The following is a 16,081-nucleotide window of genomic DNA, read 5'->3' as shown; positions in this document are numbered from 1 at the left end:
AGTTCGAACGTACTCCGCGATTCGGCGCCGGTCCCGCGAGATTTTCAGCCCCTTCGGACATTCGCGACTGTGGCATCGAACACGTCACCCAGCGCCCGCATATCCGGCGCGCCCCCGTCGAAGCTCATATAGGTGGCGCTGATCCGCACGTCACCGATCTGCGCCACCAGCAGGCGCATGGATTGGGTGAGCCCCGGGCCGTCCACCGGCCCGGAAACCGTGCGCCGCAGCGCGAGTGCGTCGTCGGCGGAGACGGGCGGCGGCGGCTCGGCTTGCGTCACAACGGCATTGGCGAGCGGTCCGCGCTGCACGCGCACGGCTTCGCAGTGCCCCAACTGATCTCGCAGCCGGGCCATCGGTTGATCGGTGCGGCTCAGCTCGACGGTGATGGTGGCGCGGGTGGCGTCGTCGGTGCCTACGACAACGGCGAGCCGGTCGGTGTCGAACCGCGGCTGCGGCGGCGCGCAGTCCTCGGGATCGGCGGACGCCCCGGCCGGAACGCCCGCCAGGTCGGCGACCGCGCGGCGGGCCTGCTCGACCGGCAGCACCGCGGTCGCGTAGCGGGCGGGGAACCGGTCCTGGGCGGGCAACAGCCGCGCCAGGGGCGTGCCGATGTGGTGGGTGACCGCGGTTTGCTGCCGGGCCTGCGGACTGCCCGGCACCGTCTGGCCGCACGCCGCGAGCAGGCCGATCAGGGCCATACCGCCCAGCACGCGCGCCGCCGCGCTGCCCTTCCTGCGCGGCCGCGGACCCGGCGAATCCGGCACGATCACACATTTCACTATGCCGAACGCCCGCTGTTCGCCGGAACTGCCACGCCGGGGGCGCCGGGAATGCGAATCGCACCTCGTCCGTTGTTCGAACGTGCGGTGCACCCACCCGGCGCGGTCTCCGAAGCGTATGAGAGACAATGAAGGTGGTTCGCCACATCACATCCGCCGTCGGTTGTGACGGCGGGCCCCGGACGATGACCGGTTTGGACGCATTTCCGCCGGGCACGGCTTCGGGACCGGCTACCCGACGTGACGGATGCGGGCGCACCACGCAGGAAGGAGTACGCGATGGACTACGAGTCGCGAATGTACGAGCTGGAGTTCCCCGCTCCGCAGCTGTCCTCCGCCGACGGCGCTGGTCCCGTGCTGGTACACGGGCTGGAGGGCTTCACCGATGCCGGCCACGCCGTCCGCCTGGCCACCACGCATCTGCGCGAGAGCCTGGAATCGGAGCTGGTCGCCTCGTTCGACGTGGACGAGCTGCTCGACTACCGGTCGCGGCGCCCCCTGATGACGTTCAAGACCGACCACTTCTCCGACTACGCCGATCCGGAGCTCAACCTGTGGGCGCTGCGCGACACCGCGGGCACCCCCTTCCTGCTGCTGGCCGGTCTGGAACCGGACCTGCGCTGGGAGAAGTTCGTCACCGCCACCCGCCTGCTGGCCGAGCAGCTCGGCGTGCGCCGGACCATAGGCCTGTCCGCCATCCCGATGGCGATCCCGCACACCCGCCCGCTCGGCGTCACCGCGCACGCCAGCGACCGCGACCTGATCGGCGAGCATCAGCGCTGGCCGGGTGAGCTGCAGGTGCCCGGCAGCGCCTCGTCGCTGCTGGAGTACCGGATGGCCCAGCACGGCCAGGAGTCGATCGGCTTCTCCGTGCACGTGCCGCACTACCTGGCCCAGACCGCCTACCCCGAGGCCGCGCAGACGCTGCTCGAGAACGTCTCCGAGAACGCCGGACTGGAGTTCCCGCTGGCGGCGCTCAGCGAGTCGGCGGCGAAGGTCCGCGAGCAGGTCAACGAGCACATCGCCGGAAACACCGAGGTGGAGACGGTGGTCAACGCCCTGGAGCGGCAGTACGACAGCTTCGTGACCGCGCAGGAGCGCCAGTCCAGTCTGCTGGCCCGCGAGGCGGACCTGCCGACCGGCGACGAGCTGGGCGCGGAGTTCGAGCGCTTCCTCGCCGAGCAGGGCGAGTTCGGCGACGGCGGGGCCGACGGCGGCGAGCTGAGGTAATCCACCACGCCATATTTCCGGCATGCTTGTGGCCGGAAATGTAGGCCGGTCTGCCGGAGTAGCCGATCGGTTTGCGGAGTGGCCGCCCCCTCCCGGTAACGTAGAAGCACGTGCAGCTTTCCGAGTTGATCCCCGACCGTGTCGTGCCCGACGTCGACGCGGACTGGCTGTACGAGACCTTCGCCGAATGGACGATCGATCAGGGCCTGACGCTGTACCCGGCGCAGGAGGATGCCCTGCTCGAGCTCATGACCGGGGCCAACGTCATCCTGTCGACGCCCACCGGCTCGGGAAAATCGATGGTCGCGGTGGGCGCGCATTTCGCGGCCCTCAATCGTGGTGAGCGCAGCTGCTACACCGCCCCGATCAAGGCTCTGGTCAGCGAGAAGTTCTTCGCGCTGTGCGAGGTGTTCGGCGCCGACCGGGTCGGCATGGTGACCGGGGACGCGGCGGTGAATCCGACCGCGCCGATCATCTGCGCGACCGCGGAGATCCTGGCCAATCTGGCGCTGCGCGAGGGCGCGGCCGCTGAGGTGGGCCAGGTGGTGATGGACGAGTTCCACTTCTACGCCGACCCGGACCGCGGCTGGGCCTGGCAGGTGCCGCTGCTGGAACTGCCGAGGGCGCAGTTCCTGCTGATGTCGGCCACGCTCGGCGAGGTCGATTTCTTCGCACGCGATCTCGAACGCCGCACCGGTCGCCCCACTGCGCTGGTGAGCGGGTCGGAACGCCCTGTGCCCCTGACGTTCTCGTATCGCCGCACCCCCATCACCGAGACGCTGGAGGAACTGGTCACCACCCACCAGTCCCCCGTCTACGTCGTGCATTTCACCCAGGCTGCGGCGCTGGAGCGGGCGCAGGCGCTCACCAGCGTCAACTTCGCGTCCAAGGCGGAGAAGGAGGCCATCGCCGAGGCGATCGGCGGCTTCCGCTTCTCCAGCGGGTTCGGCAAGACGCTGTCGCGGCTGATCCGGCACGGCATCGGCGTGCATCACGCCGGGATGCTGCCCAAGTACCGCCGCCTGGTGGAGCGGCTGGCCCAGGAGGGCCTGCTCAAGGTGGTGTGCGGCACCGACACCCTGGGCGTCGGGATCAACGTGCCGATCCGCACCGTGCTGCTCACCGGCCTCACCAAATTCGACGGGGTCCGCACCCGCCGCCTCAAGGCGCGCGAATTCCATCAGATCTCCGGGCGGGCGGGCCGCGCCGGGTACGACACCACGGGCACCGTCGTAGTGCAGGCGCCCGAGCACGAGATCGAGAACGCCCGGCTGCTCGCCAAGGCCGGTGACGACCCGAAGAAGCAGCGCAAGGTGCAGCGCCGCAAGCCGCCGGAGGGCTTCGTGTCCTGGTCCGAGGACACCTTCGACCGCCTCGTCGCCGCCGATCCGGAGCCGATGGTGTCGCGCTTCCGGGTCACCAATTCGCTGCTGCTCAATGTCATCGCCCGCCCGGGCAACTGCTTCGACGCGATGCGTCATCTGCTCGAGGACAATCACGAGCCGCGCCCGGCGCAGCGTAAACATATCCTCAAGGCGATCCGGCTGTATCGCGCACTGCGAGACGCCGGGGTGGTGCAACAACTCGACGAGCCCGACGAGACCGGCCGCCGCGCCCGGCTGACCGTCGACCTGCAGCGCGACTTCGCCCTCGACCAGCCGCTGTCGCCGTTCGCCCTCGCCGCCCTGGAACTACTTGACAGCGATGCCCCCACTTACACACTGGATGTGGTGTCGATCATCGAATCCACGCTGGAGAACCCGCGTCAGCTGCTGCTCGCCCAGCAGCACAAGGCGCGCGGCGCCGCCATCGGGGAGATGAAGGCCGACGGCATCGACTACGACGAGCGCATGGAGCTCATCGAGGACATCACCTGGCCCAAGCCGCTCTCCGAGCTGATCGAACCGGCCTTCGAGACCTATCGCGCAGGCCACCCGTGGGTGTCGGAGTTCAGTCCGGCCCCCAAGGCCGTTGTGCGCGAAATGATCGAGCGCGCAATGACTTTCACGGAGCTGATCAACGAGTACGAACTGGCTCGGTCCGAGGGCATGGTGCTGCGCTACCTCGCCGACGCCTATCGCGCACTGCGGCGCACCGTCCCCGAGGCCGCGCGCACCGAGGAACTGGACGACGTCACCGAGTGGCTGGGCGAGCTGGTCCGGCAGGTGGACTCGAGCCTGCTCGACGAGTGGGAGCAGCTGACCAACCCGGGCGCGGAGAACGACTCCGAGCAGCTGGCCTTCGGAGCGGAGACGGTGCGCCCGATCTCGGCCAACGAGCGCGCGTTCAAGGTGATGGTGCGCAACGCCGTGTTCCGCCGCGTCGAGATGGCCGCGCTGCGCCGCTGGCAGGCCCTCGAGGATCTCGGCGACGGCCCCGACTGGGAGCACGACCTCGCGCCGTACTTCGCGGAATACGGCGAGATCGGCACGGGGCCGAACGCGCGCGGCCCGCGATTGTTCCAGCTCGAGCAGCGCCCCGGTTTCTGGCATGTGCGCCAGGTGCTCGACGATCCGGCCGGTGACCACGGCTGGTCGGTCGACGCGGTCGTCGATCTGGCCGAATCCGACGCCGCCGGTGAGGTGGTGTTCGACGACGTGGCGGTGACGGCGGGATGAACACCTTCTCCCCTGTCCTCCCGGCGAACGCCGGGACCCATGCGCACCGAAGACCCGTCTCGATCCCGGCCTTCGCCGGGAGGACGGTTTCCGCCGTCCGTCAGTGATCAAGACGACGTTGATCCGGTTCGTTTTTCCGGCCACCCCGCTGATACTCTCGCGCTCGCTGCCCGCAGCGGGGAGGCTGCCCGGAAGAAAGAGAGTCCCCTTAGATTGTTGGATACACACGCGCCCGAGTCGCCCTGTCTCGTCATCGATCTCGCCCGGGTGCGCGACAACTACCGCGCACTGCGGTCCACCCTGCCTGGGGCGCGAATTCGGTTCGCGGTCAAGGCTTCTCCGATGCCGGAGGTCATCCGGCTGCTCGCCGCTGCGGGCGCGGAATTCGACGTCGCAAGTATCGGCGAGATCGAGCAGTGTGTGCGTCTGGGTGTCGATCCGGCCGTGCTCTGCTACGGCAATCCCCTGAAGAAATCGAGCCACATCGCGGCCGCCTACGCCGCCGGCGTGCGCCGCTACGCCTTCGACACCGAGGACGACCTGGACCGCATCGCCGAGCACGCCCCGGGGTCGGAGGTGGAATGCCGTTTCCTGGCCTCGGCGCCGCAGTCGCAGACCCCGTTCGGCGCCAAATTCGGCTGTGCTCCGGGCGAGGCGGTGCGGCTGCTGGTGCGCGCCCGCGACCTCGGCCTGCGGCCGGTGGGGCCCTACTTCCACGTGGGCTCCCAGCAACTGGATCCGGTCGCGTGGCAAATCGGCCTCGAACAGGCGGGCGCCATCGCGGAAGCGTTGGCGGTCAAGGACATTCCGGTGCGAGCGGTGAATATCGGTGGCGGACTGCCGATTTCGTACGTCGATCCGGCGCCGGAGCTGTCCGACCTGGGCGCGGTGATCGCCGCGGCGGCGGCGCGGTACCTCCCGGAGCACAGTGAACTCGTGGTGGAGCCCGGCCGGGCCCTGGTGGGCAACGCCGGTGTGATTCACGCGGAGGTCGTGAACGTGCGCATCGCGCCGGACGGGCGGCGCTGGGTATACCTCGACATCGGTCGCTACAACGGCATGGCCGAAACCGAGAACGAGTACATCGCTTATCGCATCGAAACCTTACGAGACGGTGACCCCCGCGACGAGGCGGTGATTGCCGGACCGACCTGCGACGGAGACGATGTACTGTATCAACGCACGCGGGTCCTGTTGCCGACCACGCTGCGAGCCGGTGATCCCGTTCGGATCCTCGATACCGGCGCTTATACGGCGAGCTATTCGTCGGTGTCCTTCAACGGTTTTCCGCCTTTGACTGTGCATGTCATCGGCGCTGAGCGAGAGTGAGTTTGCCCATGACGGCAGAATTCACCGGCTGGCACGTGCTGGCCGAGTTCGGTGGTGTCGACGCGGCTCTCTGCGACGACCTCGAACGACTCGAAGCAGCACTTCGAAAATCGTTGCTCGCCGCGGGCGTGACGATCTGCGATGTGGTGCACAAGAAATTCGAGCCGATGGGCGTCACGGTGCTGGCGCTGCTGTCGGAATCGCATGCCTCCATCCACACCTACCCGGAATCCGGTGACATCTTCGTCGACGTGTTCACCTGCGGCAGCATCGGCGCCGGTGCCACCAAGGCGGTCGATCTGCTCGCCGCCGAGCTGTCCCCCGGGACCGTGCACACCGAGGTCATCCAGCGCGGGCACGCGGCGCGGCGCATCCACGAGCCGGTGGGCGCCGGGCTGACCCGCGTCTGGGATCTTTCCGAGGTGCTGATCGACACCCGAACTCCGTTCCAGCACATGGTGATCGCGCGGACCGAACAGGGGATCTCGCTGTTCTCCGACGACGATCGCCAGTCCACCGAGTACTCCCAGCTGACCTATCACGAGGCGATGCTGGTCCCGGCGTACGCGCTGGCCGCGAAGCTCGACAACGTGCTGATCGTCGGCTCCGGCGAGGGCGTCGCCAGCCAGATGTCGGTGGCGGCCGGGGCATCTCGGGTCGATCACGTCGACATCGACCAGCTCGAGGTGGAGCTGTGCGCGAAGCACCTCCCCTACGGCTACACCGAGGCCGATCTGGCCGAGGCGGTCGCGGGCGCCGGGCCCATCCGGATGCACTACGCCGACGGCTGGGACTTCCTGGGCGAGGCCGAGGCCGAGGGCGTGCGCTACGACGTCATCGTCATCGACCTGCCCGACGAGCGGGTCGAGGACGCCCAGCACAACCGCCTGTACGAGGAGGAGTTCCTCACCCGATGTAAGGCGCTGCTGTCCGACGGCGGCGTGCTGGCGGCGCAGGCGGGCTGCGCGACCATGTGGCGCAACGAAACCCTGAAGCGGTCGTGGCAGCGGTTCCGCGACCTGTTCGACACGGTCGTCCCCTACGGCTCCGACGAGCACGAGTGGACGTTCCTGTTCGGCGTAGCGCAGCCGGTCACCGATCCGGTCGAGGTGATGACCGGCAAGCTGGCGAAGCTGCCTTACCACGCCGAGACGATCGATGAGCGGGCCCTGGTCCGCGGTGCCATCGAACCGCACGCCTTGCGCGTCGGCGCCGCCGTCGCCTGAGCCGACCGGCACGGGCACCGACGTCACCGCCGCCGGACACCCGCGCCACGCCTCCGGCGACTGCGCCACCGCCGCCCGGCAAGTGCGCCACGGCCGCCGTAGCGATTGCTTCACCGCCGCCCGGTTATTGCGCTACGGCCGCCATGGCGACTACTTGACCGGCGCCCGGTTACCGCGCCACGGCCGCCTGGCAATTGCGCCACTATTGCCCGGCAATTGCGTACGCCCGCCCGGACACCTTGTCCGTGCGGGCGTTTCGCTGTTCGTGCTATTCGACTTCGCGCTGTTCGTGCCGCTCGAGGTTGCGTTGTTCGTGCTGGTCGAGGTTGCGCTGTTCGTGCTGGTCGACGTTTGCCGTCCGTGCTATTCGGAGCGGGCCGGTTCGGTCCAGGACCATCGGTAGCCGTCGACGTATCCGGCGAGGTAACCCTGTCCGTAATCGCCCGGCCGCACCACCGGCGGCGTGGCGGCCTCGCCCGCGAGGTGGCGGGCGGCGACGACACCGTCGCGGTACCCCGCGCGGTAGCCGGTGTGGTAGCCCAGCGCGGCTTGTGCCATATCGACCTCCTGAGCGGACGCGCGGCCGTTCGGCTCGAGCGAGTGGAGAGATATCGCGGGCACGTCGGCGGGCCCTCGGACGCGGTGCGCCGACCGGGCGGCGCCTCGCCGTCATCGCCAAGTATGCACCGAGAACCCCTGGTGGCGCGGCCGTTTCCCACGTTCGCAGGCTGAAACTTCGCCTCCCGTTCCTGCACTCCGTACAAGTTCCCGCATCCGCTGTGGCGTCAGTCAGAGGTGCGAGAACATGTCCGGAGTGCGGGAATTCAGCCACCCTCACCAGAGCGGGTGGTGCGGCCCCTCATCACGCCGCACCACCCCAGAACAACCCGGTCTCCCGGCAACAGGACCACCTCCTCTCCGGCGACAGCACCACCACCCCCCGACGACAGCACCACCACCTCCCAGCGACAGCGCCACCACCCCCCGACGACAGCACCACCACCTCCCAGCGACAGCGCCACCACCTCCCAGCGACAGCACCACGACCTCCCGGAGGCGGCGCCACCACCTGCTCGGCGAACAGCGCCACTCGTTCCCAGCGACAGCGTCACCTCATTTCCGGCCCGCTTTGGCCGGGATCCACCGAGGCCGTGTGGATTCCGGCCAACAGCGTGCCGGAAATGACGGAGGTGGTCGGTCATGGGAGGGATGGTGGCTCTATTCCCAACTCCTGCAGACGGTTTCGGTACACTTCTACGTTGGCGAGTTTGATGTCTTCGTAGCCGCGCACCACGTCGTGCAGTCCCGCTGCCTCGACAGCGCGGTCGTACTCGGCATCGAGCGTGTCCGCCAAGGCCAAGACCATCTCGGAGTAGTGGGCGAGCAGGGTCCGCTCGACCTTGCGCACGTGCATGTAGCCGAAGGGGTCGAACTTGGTGCCGCGCAGTCGCTTTCCCTTGGCGAGGACCTTCAGGGCGAGGTGGCTGCGGGGGCCCAGACCGATCTTCTTGTCCCGTCCCAGAGCGCGCAGCACCGGCGGGTGCAGGCGATAGGTGAGGTTGGCGCCGTCGGGCACCTGCGCCGCCACCTCGTCGAGGAAGGCCGGGTCGACCAGGCGGCGCGCCACCTCGTACTCGTCCTTGTAGGCGGTGAACTTGTAGAGCCCGCGCGCCGCCTGCTCGGTGAACTCGGTGCGCTCGGTGACCCGCCGCTGCGCCTGCCAGAGGAGTTCCATCGTCCGCACGTAGTCCCGGGCCACCCGAACACCCTGAAATCCGATCAACTCCGTGGCGCGCACCTCGATCAACCGCCGCGTCTCCCCCGCCGCCGACAATCCGTCGAAAAGGTCTGCCGGAACCCGAATTTCGGTGTGCGCACGCCCGCGCGGCGCGGTGGCCGCGGCGAAGTCCTCCGGCCGCGCGACGGCTGCCCGCCCCCAGCGGAACGCCGCGATATTGGCCTCCACCGCCACGCCGTTGATCTCGATGGCCTCCTCGATCGACGCCGCGGGCAACCGCAGCCCACCGAGTTGGTAGGCGGCGCCGACCAGCAGGAAATTGGCGGCGGCCGTGGTGCCGAACAACGTTTCGGCCGCGGCCAGCGCGTCGAAAGACCGCACCGTGCGCGAGACCCGCCGCAGCCGCGCCAGCAGCGAGGCGGTCTCCGGATACTCGATCGCCTTGTCGTACACCATGTCTCCGGTCGGCGTCTTGCTGGTCGACGCGACCGACAGCGTGGTCTCGGCGGACCCGTAGGCCAGGTTCTTGGTGTCGGCCGCCGCCAGCAGGTCGAAGGCGACGATGCAGTCGGCCGAGCCCGGCGTGAGCCGGTTGGACGGCTCCAGCGCACCCGGCGCGAACCGCAGATGCGACACCACCGGCCCGGCCTTCTGGCTCAGCCCGATCTGATCCAGGCTCGCGACCTCGTATCCGGCCCGCATCGCCGCCGTCGCCAGCACCTGGTTCACGGTGACGATCCCGGTGCCGCCGATTCCGGCCAGGAAGACGTTCTGGGTGCCGGTCGGCGCGGCGAACCCGATGTCCTCCAGCTCCGGCGGCCGGGGTCGACTCTTCTTGCGCCGCTTCGCCTTACCCGGCTCCGGCAGCTCCACGGTCACGAACGACGGGCAATCGCCGTCCAGGCAGCTGTAGTCGGTGTTGCAGGAGGTCTGGTCGATGCGTGTCTTGCGGCCGAATTCGGTGTCGACCGGCTGCACCGACAGGCAATTGCTCTTGGTCCCACAGTCACCGCAGCCCTCGCACACCGCCTCGTTGATCACGACCCGGGTGCGCCGCACCGGCAGGGTGCCGCGCTTGCGCTGCCGCCGGGCGTCGGCGGCGCAGTGCTGGTCGTAGATCAGCACGGTGACGCCCGGAATCTCGCGTAGCGTGCGCTGCGCCTCGTCGAGTCGATCCCGGTGCCACAGCCGGGTTCCCGGCGCCAGGTCCCGCTTGCGGTACTTCTTCGGTTCGTCGGCGCAGATGATGATCTGCCGGACGCCCTCGGTCGTCAGCTTGTGCGTGAGCCGGGGCACCGCCAGCGCGCCCTCGGCGTCCTGGGCGCCGGTCATCGCGACCACGTCGTTGTAGAGCAGCTTGAAGGTGATGTTCACCCCCGCCGCGATGCACGCCTGCACCGCCAGCTGCCCGGAGTGGAAATACGTTCCGTCGCCGATGTTCTGGAACAGATGCGGCACCTCGGTGAACGGCGCCTGGCCGATCCACTGCGCGCCCTCGCCGCCCATCTGGGTCAGGCCGGTGACCTTGCTGTCCTCGCGTCCCGACATCGTCACCAATGTGTGGCAGCCGATGCCGCCGCCCGCCAGGGAGCCCTCCGGGACCCCGGTGGACCGGTTGTGCGGGCAGCCGCTGCAGAAGTACGCGGCCCGTTTCGCGGGTAGCACCGACAGCGACAGCGGTTGCGGCAGCGGACGTCTCATCTCGATATGCCCGTTCAGCGCGCGGCGCAGCGGCTTGGCTATCCGCCCGGCGGTGAGCTCGCCGTCCTGGTCGAACAGCGGCCGGTTCGCGTCGTCGCGCTTGCCGATGATCCGCGGCGCGTCCGCGGCGCCGTACAGGATGTCGCGCAGCTGGGTCTCGATGAACGCGGTCTTGTCCTCCACCACGATCAGCCGGGACAGCCCCTCGGCGAAGGCCCGGACCGGTTCGGGGGCAATGGGATACGGCATTCCGATACGCAGCAGCCGGATTCCGGCACGGTGCAGTTCGTCGTCGTCCACCCCGAGGTCGAGCAGCGCCTGCCGGACCGCGTCGAATGTGGTTCCGGTGGCGGCGATCCCGACGGTCGCGCGGGCCGGATTCACCTCCACGACATCGAGCCGGTTCAGCGCGCTGTATGCCTTGACGATCTCCCAGCGCGGTCCGTACAGGTCGGCCTCGGCGAGCACGCTGTCCGTAGGCGCCGCCATCGGCCGCTGCCGGTAGGTGAACGGCCCGCCCTCCCAGTCGATCTCCGGAATCAGGGTCTCGATGTCGCCGACGCGGCCGTCCACGGTCCAGGCGCCGTCGGCCACGTCGGCGACGATCTTCAGTGCCACCAGGCATCCCGATGCCCGCGACAGCGCCACCCCGTGCAGGCCCATGGTGATGATCTCGGAGGCGTTGCGCGGGAACAACACCGGTATGTTCAGCGCCGCCAGCGACCGCTCCGACACCGCGGGCACGGTCGACGATTTCGAGGCCGGATCGTCGCCGACGAGCAGCAGCACGCCGCCGTTCGGGTTGCCGCCGTACATATTCGCGTGGCGCAGCACATCGGTGGAGCGGTCCAGGCCCGGCCCCTTGCCGTACCAGACCCCTACCACGCCGTCGTGGGTGGCCGCGGCCTGCGGGAGTTCGGCTTGGCTCCCCCACACCGAGGTCGCGGCCAGTTCCTCGTTCAGCCCCGGCACGAACCGGATGTCGTGCTCCGCCAGCACATCCGGCATCGCGTCCAGCATCCGGTCCACGCCGCCCAGCGGCGAACCCTGATACCCGGAGACGAAGGTGCCCACACGGCGGCCGGAACGCAGGTCGCGCACATGCTGCTCGACCAGCTGCCGCGCGATCGCCTGCACGCCGGTCAGCACGACGGTCCCGGCGCCGACGCGGTAGCGGTCGGCGAGGTCGTACGGTGCTGCGAACAGTTCGCGGTCGGCGAGCTCGGTCATCGATTCCACCCGTTCCGTTTCGGCGCCGGTCGGGCGCCTCCCTTGTTGAGCATTCGTCGCCGTCATCCTGTCTCCAGAGCGCTGAATGAACAATAGGAGGATGAAACGTTGAGCAATGTGCGTAATTTCTCTCGTTCGAAATGAGCAACAGCTATGCAGGGTGCGGGGTGGAATGTGACCCGGGACACTCACCGGTCGACTGGTTGCGATTTGGCAGCAGCCTGGGTAGGTTCCCATCTGCTTGCAGATTGCAATCAGAAAGGTGCTTCGATGGCTCAGCTCGCTCGCGTTCACAATTTCACCGTCTCGCGCGACGGATACGGCGCAGGAGAAGGGCAGAGCGCCGACCGGCCCTTCGGGCATGCCGATCCGGCACAGCTCATGTCCTGGGCGGGCGCGACCGCCAGCTGGCCCAACCGCACCGAGCCCGGCGGCACCCGCGGCCTCGATGACTACTGCACCCGCGAATTCAGCCGCAATATCGGCGCGGAGATCATGGGCCGCAACAAGTTCGGCCCCCGGCGCGGTCCGTGGGAGAACCACGAATGGCAGGGCTGGTGGGGTGACGAGCCGCCCTTCCACACCCCGGTGTTCGTCCTCACCCACCACGAGCGTCCCTCGTTCACGCTGAGCGACACCACATTCCACTTCCTGAACGCGTCACCGCAGGAAGCCCTCACTCGCGCGAAGGAGGCCGCCGACGGGCGGGATGTGCGAATCGGCGGCGGCGTCGCAACGGTCCTCGAATTCCTCGAGGCCGACCTCATCGACACCCTGCACATCGCCGTCGCTCCCGTCGAACTCGGCCGCGGCGAACGCCTGTGGAAGTCCCCCGACGAACTTCTCGACCGCTTCCACCTCGAGCAGATCCCGAGCCCCAACAGCGGAATCGTCCACCACTTCCTGTGGCGCCGCTGACCACAGCGCCGTGGGCTGTGTCGCCCGCCGCCGTTTCCCGTCGCAGCGGAAAACCCCGATCGCATACCGGAATCCGCTGCTACGGTGCGGATGATCGATCTCCGTCCAGTGGAGATCCGCCGAACTTTGGTGGACGTGTCGGTGGAGCGGGGGTGCATGAGTTTCATCCCCGGCTCGCAGCGCTTGCCGGGCGGCATCCCGCGCGACTTCACCGAACCGTTCGAGGCCCGCCCGGAGCCACGGTGGCGGCCCCCGGTCACGGTGCCGCTGCGCGCCGGGAACCGCACGTTCCATCACTCCGCGCCGGTGCACATGTCCGGGGCCAACGCGACCGAGAATGTCCGGATCTCGCTGGCCACGGTCTACATGGACGCCGAGGCCATCTACCGCTGACCCGCGCACCCGTCGGAATTCAGGCCTCGACCAGTTCCGCCGCGAGGAACTGCGCGACCAATTCCGTTGCGCGGCGGTCGAAGTCGGCGTATCGCGCCTCGCGCTCCGCGCCGGTGACGGCGTCGTCGAGAAGCAGGTTGCCCGCGGCGTCGACGCGCTGCCTGCGCTCCTCGGCGTCGGGCAGCAGGCCGACGGTGGAGTGGGCGAAGCCGCAGTAGTAGGCGATGCCCTGGTTCAGGTTGATGTCCAGGATCGCTCGCATTCCGTCGATGATCTCGTCGTCGCCCGCCGCACCGGCCAGACCCAGCCACAGGATGCGCTTGCCCGCCAGCCGGGGCGTGCTGCGGCCGTAGGCGAATCCGTAGTTCCACACCCGATCGATCCAGCCCTTGAGAATGGCGGGCACGGTCTGCCAGTACACCGGGAAGACCGCGACGATCACGTCGGCGGCGAGGATGCGGTCCATATGAGCCTGTGCCTCGGCGGAATACGCCTTCTCCCGATTGCCCCAGTCCGGCTGGTCCGCCACCGACATGCGCGGGTCGAAGCCCTCGGCGTGCAGATCGAGCACGTCGACGCGGTATCCCTCGGTCTCGAGCTGCGCGGCGGTCCGGCGGGCGGTGTGCGCGGTGAGCGAGTCGGACCGGTGGTGGGCGACGACCACGAGGGCGGTCCGGCGGGTCTCACTGTGCGGCATGGCGTTCTCCTGACTGCTGTCGGTCGATGTGATGACACCAGTAAATCCATGATCGGATAGATGATCCATGGGAGAAACGCTTCGATATATAGGAGATCGTCTAAGATGGTGGGCGTGGATCCCTTGAGTTCTCTCCTCAGCGGCATCCGGGCCGAGGGCTCGGTCGTCAGTTACGCGGTGCTGGAGGCGCCGTGGACCATCCGCTTCGCCGACGATGCTCCGCTGACCATGGTCACCGTGCTGCGCGGCGGCGGCACCCTCCTGCTGCCCGACGGCACCGAGCGACCGGTCGGCGCCGGGGACACCGCCGTGGTGCGCGGACCGGAGCCCTTCCTGCTGGCCGACCACGCGGCCACGATCGGCGCCCCGCACACCGAGTACGAAATCGCCTGCTTCACAGCGGATATCGAGTGCACCGCCCAGGATCTGGGCGGCATTCGATGGGGGAACGACCCGGAGGGAGCGACCGCTCTGATCGTCGGCGCCTACCGCGCCTCGGGGCACCGCCACGAGCGCCTGCTGCGCGCGCTGCCGCCGGTGCTGGTGATCAACGAGGACACCGCGGTGTGCGACTGGCTGGAGTCGGCCGCCGCCGACGCCGCGCTGCGGTCCGCGGGCTCGCAGGCGCTGATGGACCGGCTACTGGACTGGGCCCTGGTGTGCACGCTGCGCACCTGGTTCGAACAGGCGGGCGCCGACGCCCCCGGCTGGTATCGCGGCCTGGCCGATCCGGTTCTGGCGCCCGCCCTGCGGGCGTTTCACGGCCGACAGTCCGGAAGCTGGACCGTGGCCTCACTTGCTGCCGAATCAGGAGTCTCCCGAGCGCTTTTCGCGAAACGGTTCACCGAGGTGATGGGGCGTCCGCCGCTCACCTACCTCACCGAATGCCGCATGGACGAGGCGGAGACGCTCCTGACCGACACCGAACTCTCCGTCGCCCGGATAGCCGAGACGGTCGGATATGCCGACGCGTTCGGCTTCAGCGCCGCCTTCAAGCGCCATCGGGGCATGAGCCCCAGCGCATTTCGCCTCATTGCCACCGCCGAGCAGCACGGCGAACTGGTCCCCGGATGAGCGGCGCCGGGGCAATCTAGCCCAGCGACCGCGCGCCCTCCCAGGTGAGCCCGCGTCGGATCGGCCACCGTGTTCTCGCGCAGCGTGAACGTTCCGGTCTGGCGCGACACCTTCCGGTCGTCGGGGTTGGTCAGCTGCTGGTGCACCGCGTCGGGATACGGCTTGGGCCGTAGAGGATTTCGTACCGCAAGCGCGCCAGCCTGGTCGGTCCGCCGAAGGTGACGGACACGGAGCCCTGCGCGGTACGGCTCATCGGCTCGCCTCCCGTCCCTCGCGCCACCGCGCGCACCAGCCCAGGTAGCGATCGAGGTGGTCGGCGGCGAAGATCTCGGGCTGCCAGTCGTTTCGGATGACGTCGGCGGTCCAGACATACGTCGGCACGGGCTTATCGTGCCCGATCAGCGAGATCGGTTGCAGCTGATACTCGTCGTCCTCGAAATCGTCGACCACCTCCCATTCGGCGCGGGTCAGCCCGTCGAGGATCAGCCCACCGGCCATCCGGCCCGGCTGCGCCACCAGTCCCGGATACATCCGGCCGGGCAGCGCCGCCACCCGCCAGTCGCGGGCCACGGCGAAGTCTTGGTCCGGCGTGCGACCGATCAATTCCTCCAGCACGGGGCCGAATTGCAGAGTGCCGTAGACGAACAACCGTTTGCCGACCCTCTCCAGCCGGGGGTACCGCTCGGCCGCCACGCCGGTCCGCCCGCCACTCACCGCATGCTCCACGCGGGACAGAATATTCGCTGCCTAGTTGCCACTCTCCTCGCCACACCCGTACATCCCATGTACTCACTCTGCCGAATCCGTGCCCGCCATCGGGCCGCAGGACGACGTGACCTCCCTCACTTTTATGTTTATCCCCCAATAACCGCATCCCAACGAGCCCGAATCCGCAACCGCGACAGAGCGGGCAAAGCGCCGATACCCACCGAATCGCACTCCAGAGCCCAGAAATCGACACAAGCGCTGACAGATTGCTGCCCCTCCGCCATCCCCGCACCACCAGTCTCCCTGCGCGCATCACCAGCCACCTCCAACACCCGGTGTCGACCAGCACCAAGCCGTCCCCGGTCTCCACCAGCAGGCAGTGCGCGACCAGTTCGATATCGGCTGTGCCGCAGTTGAAATGGTGGATACGCATCCGG

Annotated in this window: 12 protein-coding genes and 1 pseudogene; 7 read left to right on the top strand and 6 right to left on the bottom strand. The window is 68.6% G+C overall.

Annotated elements, in window-relative coordinates:
* Positions 1 to 44 precede the first annotated feature (44 nt).
* A complete protein-coding gene (locus tag ACYVLQ_RS29660; protein ID WP_460700836.1) occupies positions 45 to 773 on the bottom strand; it encodes a sensor domain-containing protein in 729 nt (242 codons plus the stop codon).
* 288 nt (positions 774 to 1,061) lie between these two features.
* Between ACYVLQ_RS29660 and ACYVLQ_RS29655 the strand changes: the two genes are divergently transcribed.
* The 4 genes from ACYVLQ_RS29655 (at position 1,062) to speD (ending at position 7,185) form a co-directional block, all read left to right on the top strand.
* Positions 1,062 to 2,012 carry a PAC2 family protein gene (locus ACYVLQ_RS29655; protein ID WP_460700835.1) on the top strand — a complete coding sequence of 317 codons (951 nt, stop codon included), beginning with the start codon at positions 1,062 to 1,064 and terminating at the stop codon, positions 2,010 to 2,012.
* Positions 2,013 to 2,122: 110 nt separating this feature from the next.
* Positions 2,123 to 4,630 carry a DEAD/DEAH box helicase gene (locus ACYVLQ_RS29650; protein ID WP_460700834.1) on the top strand — a complete coding sequence of 836 codons (2,508 nt, stop codon included), beginning with the start codon at positions 2,123 to 2,125 and terminating at the stop codon, positions 4,628 to 4,630.
* Between the two features lie 39 nt (positions 4,631 to 4,669).
* Positions 4,670 to 5,959 (top strand): type III PLP-dependent enzyme, encoded by a 1,290-nt coding sequence (locus ACYVLQ_RS29645; protein WP_460700833.1) that lies wholly within the window; start codon positions 4,670 to 4,672, stop codon positions 5,957 to 5,959.
* An 8-nt stretch (positions 5,960 to 5,967) separates the two neighbouring features.
* Entirely contained in the window at positions 5,968 to 7,185 is a 1,218-nt protein-coding gene (speD, locus tag ACYVLQ_RS29640; protein ID WP_460700832.1) for an adenosylmethionine decarboxylase, read from the top strand.
* A 363-nt stretch (positions 7,186 to 7,548) separates the two neighbouring features.
* On the opposite strand, the gene ACYVLQ_RS29635 is transcribed toward speD, so the two are convergent.
* Together ACYVLQ_RS29635 and ACYVLQ_RS29630 are read right to left on the bottom strand one after the other, a co-directional pair.
* On the bottom strand, positions 7,549 to 7,743 hold the full coding sequence (locus ACYVLQ_RS29635) for a hypothetical protein (RefSeq protein ID WP_460700831.1): 195 nt from the start codon (positions 7,741 to 7,743) through the stop codon (positions 7,549 to 7,551).
* A gap of 640 nt (positions 7,744 to 8,383) precedes the next feature.
* A complete protein-coding gene (locus tag ACYVLQ_RS29630; protein WP_460700830.1) occupies positions 8,384 to 11,854 on the bottom strand; it encodes an indolepyruvate ferredoxin oxidoreductase family protein in 3,471 nt (1,156 codons plus the stop codon).
* A gap of 270 nt (positions 11,855 to 12,124) precedes the next feature.
* Between ACYVLQ_RS29630 and ACYVLQ_RS29625 the strand changes: the two genes are divergently transcribed.
* Positions 12,125 to 12,772, top strand: coding sequence for a dihydrofolate reductase family protein (locus ACYVLQ_RS29625; RefSeq protein WP_460700829.1), 648 nt, complete (start codon positions 12,125 to 12,127; stop codon positions 12,770 to 12,772).
* Between the two features lie 90 nt (positions 12,773 to 12,862).
* The gene (locus tag ACYVLQ_RS29620; RefSeq protein ID WP_460700828.1) at positions 12,863 to 13,165 is read left to right on the top strand and encodes a phytanoyl-CoA dioxygenase family protein; all 303 of its coding nucleotides are present in this window, start codon (positions 12,863 to 12,865) and stop codon (positions 13,163 to 13,165) included.
* Positions 13,166 to 13,184: 19 nt separating this feature from the next.
* On the opposite strand, the gene ACYVLQ_RS29615 is transcribed toward ACYVLQ_RS29620, so the two are convergent.
* Positions 13,185 to 13,862: an NAD(P)H oxidoreductase gene (locus ACYVLQ_RS29615; protein WP_460700827.1), complete on the bottom strand. Its 678-nt coding sequence runs from the start codon at positions 13,860 to 13,862 to the stop codon at positions 13,185 to 13,187.
* Between the two features lie 114 nt (positions 13,863 to 13,976).
* Here ACYVLQ_RS29615 and ACYVLQ_RS29610 point away from each other — a divergent pair, with 114 nt between their 5' ends.
* Complete coding sequence (locus ACYVLQ_RS29610) at positions 13,977 to 14,936, top strand: AraC family transcriptional regulator (protein ID WP_460700826.1); 960 nt, start codon at positions 13,977 to 13,979, stop codon at positions 14,934 to 14,936.
* A gap of 249 nt (positions 14,937 to 15,185) precedes the next feature.
* Here the strand turns inward: ACYVLQ_RS29610 and ACYVLQ_RS29605 are convergent, their stop codons facing one another.
* Complete coding sequence (locus ACYVLQ_RS29605; RefSeq protein WP_460700825.1) at positions 15,186 to 15,662, bottom strand: gamma-glutamylcyclotransferase family protein; 477 nt, start codon at positions 15,660 to 15,662, stop codon at positions 15,186 to 15,188.
* Between the two features lie 313 nt (positions 15,663 to 15,975).
* Positions 15,976 to 16,077: pseudogene (locus tag ACYVLQ_RS29600) on the bottom strand (MBL fold metallo-hydrolase); the annotation flags it as partial.
* Positions 16,078 to 16,081 lie beyond the last annotated feature (4 nt).

It is taken from the genome of Nocardia thraciensis (assembly GCF_054782435.1).
This window is presented reverse-complemented; position numbering and strand designations above follow the sequence as displayed.

Excerpts from the sequence above, each read along its gene's own strand:
- ACYVLQ_RS29655 (WP_460700835.1), top strand. The coding sequence starts at position 1,062 with ATGGACTACGAGTCGCGAATGTACGAGCTGGAGTTCCCCGCTCCGCAG.
- ACYVLQ_RS29645 (WP_460700833.1), top strand. The coding sequence starts at position 4,670 with ATGCGCACCGAAGACCCGTCTCGATCCCGGCCTTCGCCGGGAGGACGG.
- speD (WP_460700832.1), top strand. The coding sequence starts at position 5,968 with ATGACGGCAGAATTCACCGGCTGGCACGTGCTGGCCGAGTTCGGTGGT.
- ACYVLQ_RS29635 (WP_460700831.1), bottom strand. The coding sequence starts at position 7,743 with ATGGCACAAGCCGCGCTGGGCTACCACACCGGCTACCGCGCGGGGTAC.
- ACYVLQ_RS29630 (WP_460700830.1), bottom strand. The coding sequence starts at position 11,854 with ATGACCGAGCTCGCCGACCGCGAACTGTTCGCAGCACCGTACGACCTC.
- ACYVLQ_RS29625 (WP_460700829.1), top strand. The coding sequence starts at position 12,125 with ATGGCTCAGCTCGCTCGCGTTCACAATTTCACCGTCTCGCGCGACGGA.
- ACYVLQ_RS29620 (WP_460700828.1), top strand. The coding sequence starts at position 12,863 with ATGATCGATCTCCGTCCAGTGGAGATCCGCCGAACTTTGGTGGACGTG.
- ACYVLQ_RS29615 (WP_460700827.1), bottom strand. The coding sequence starts at position 13,862 with ATGCCGCACAGTGAGACCCGCCGGACCGCCCTCGTGGTCGTCGCCCAC.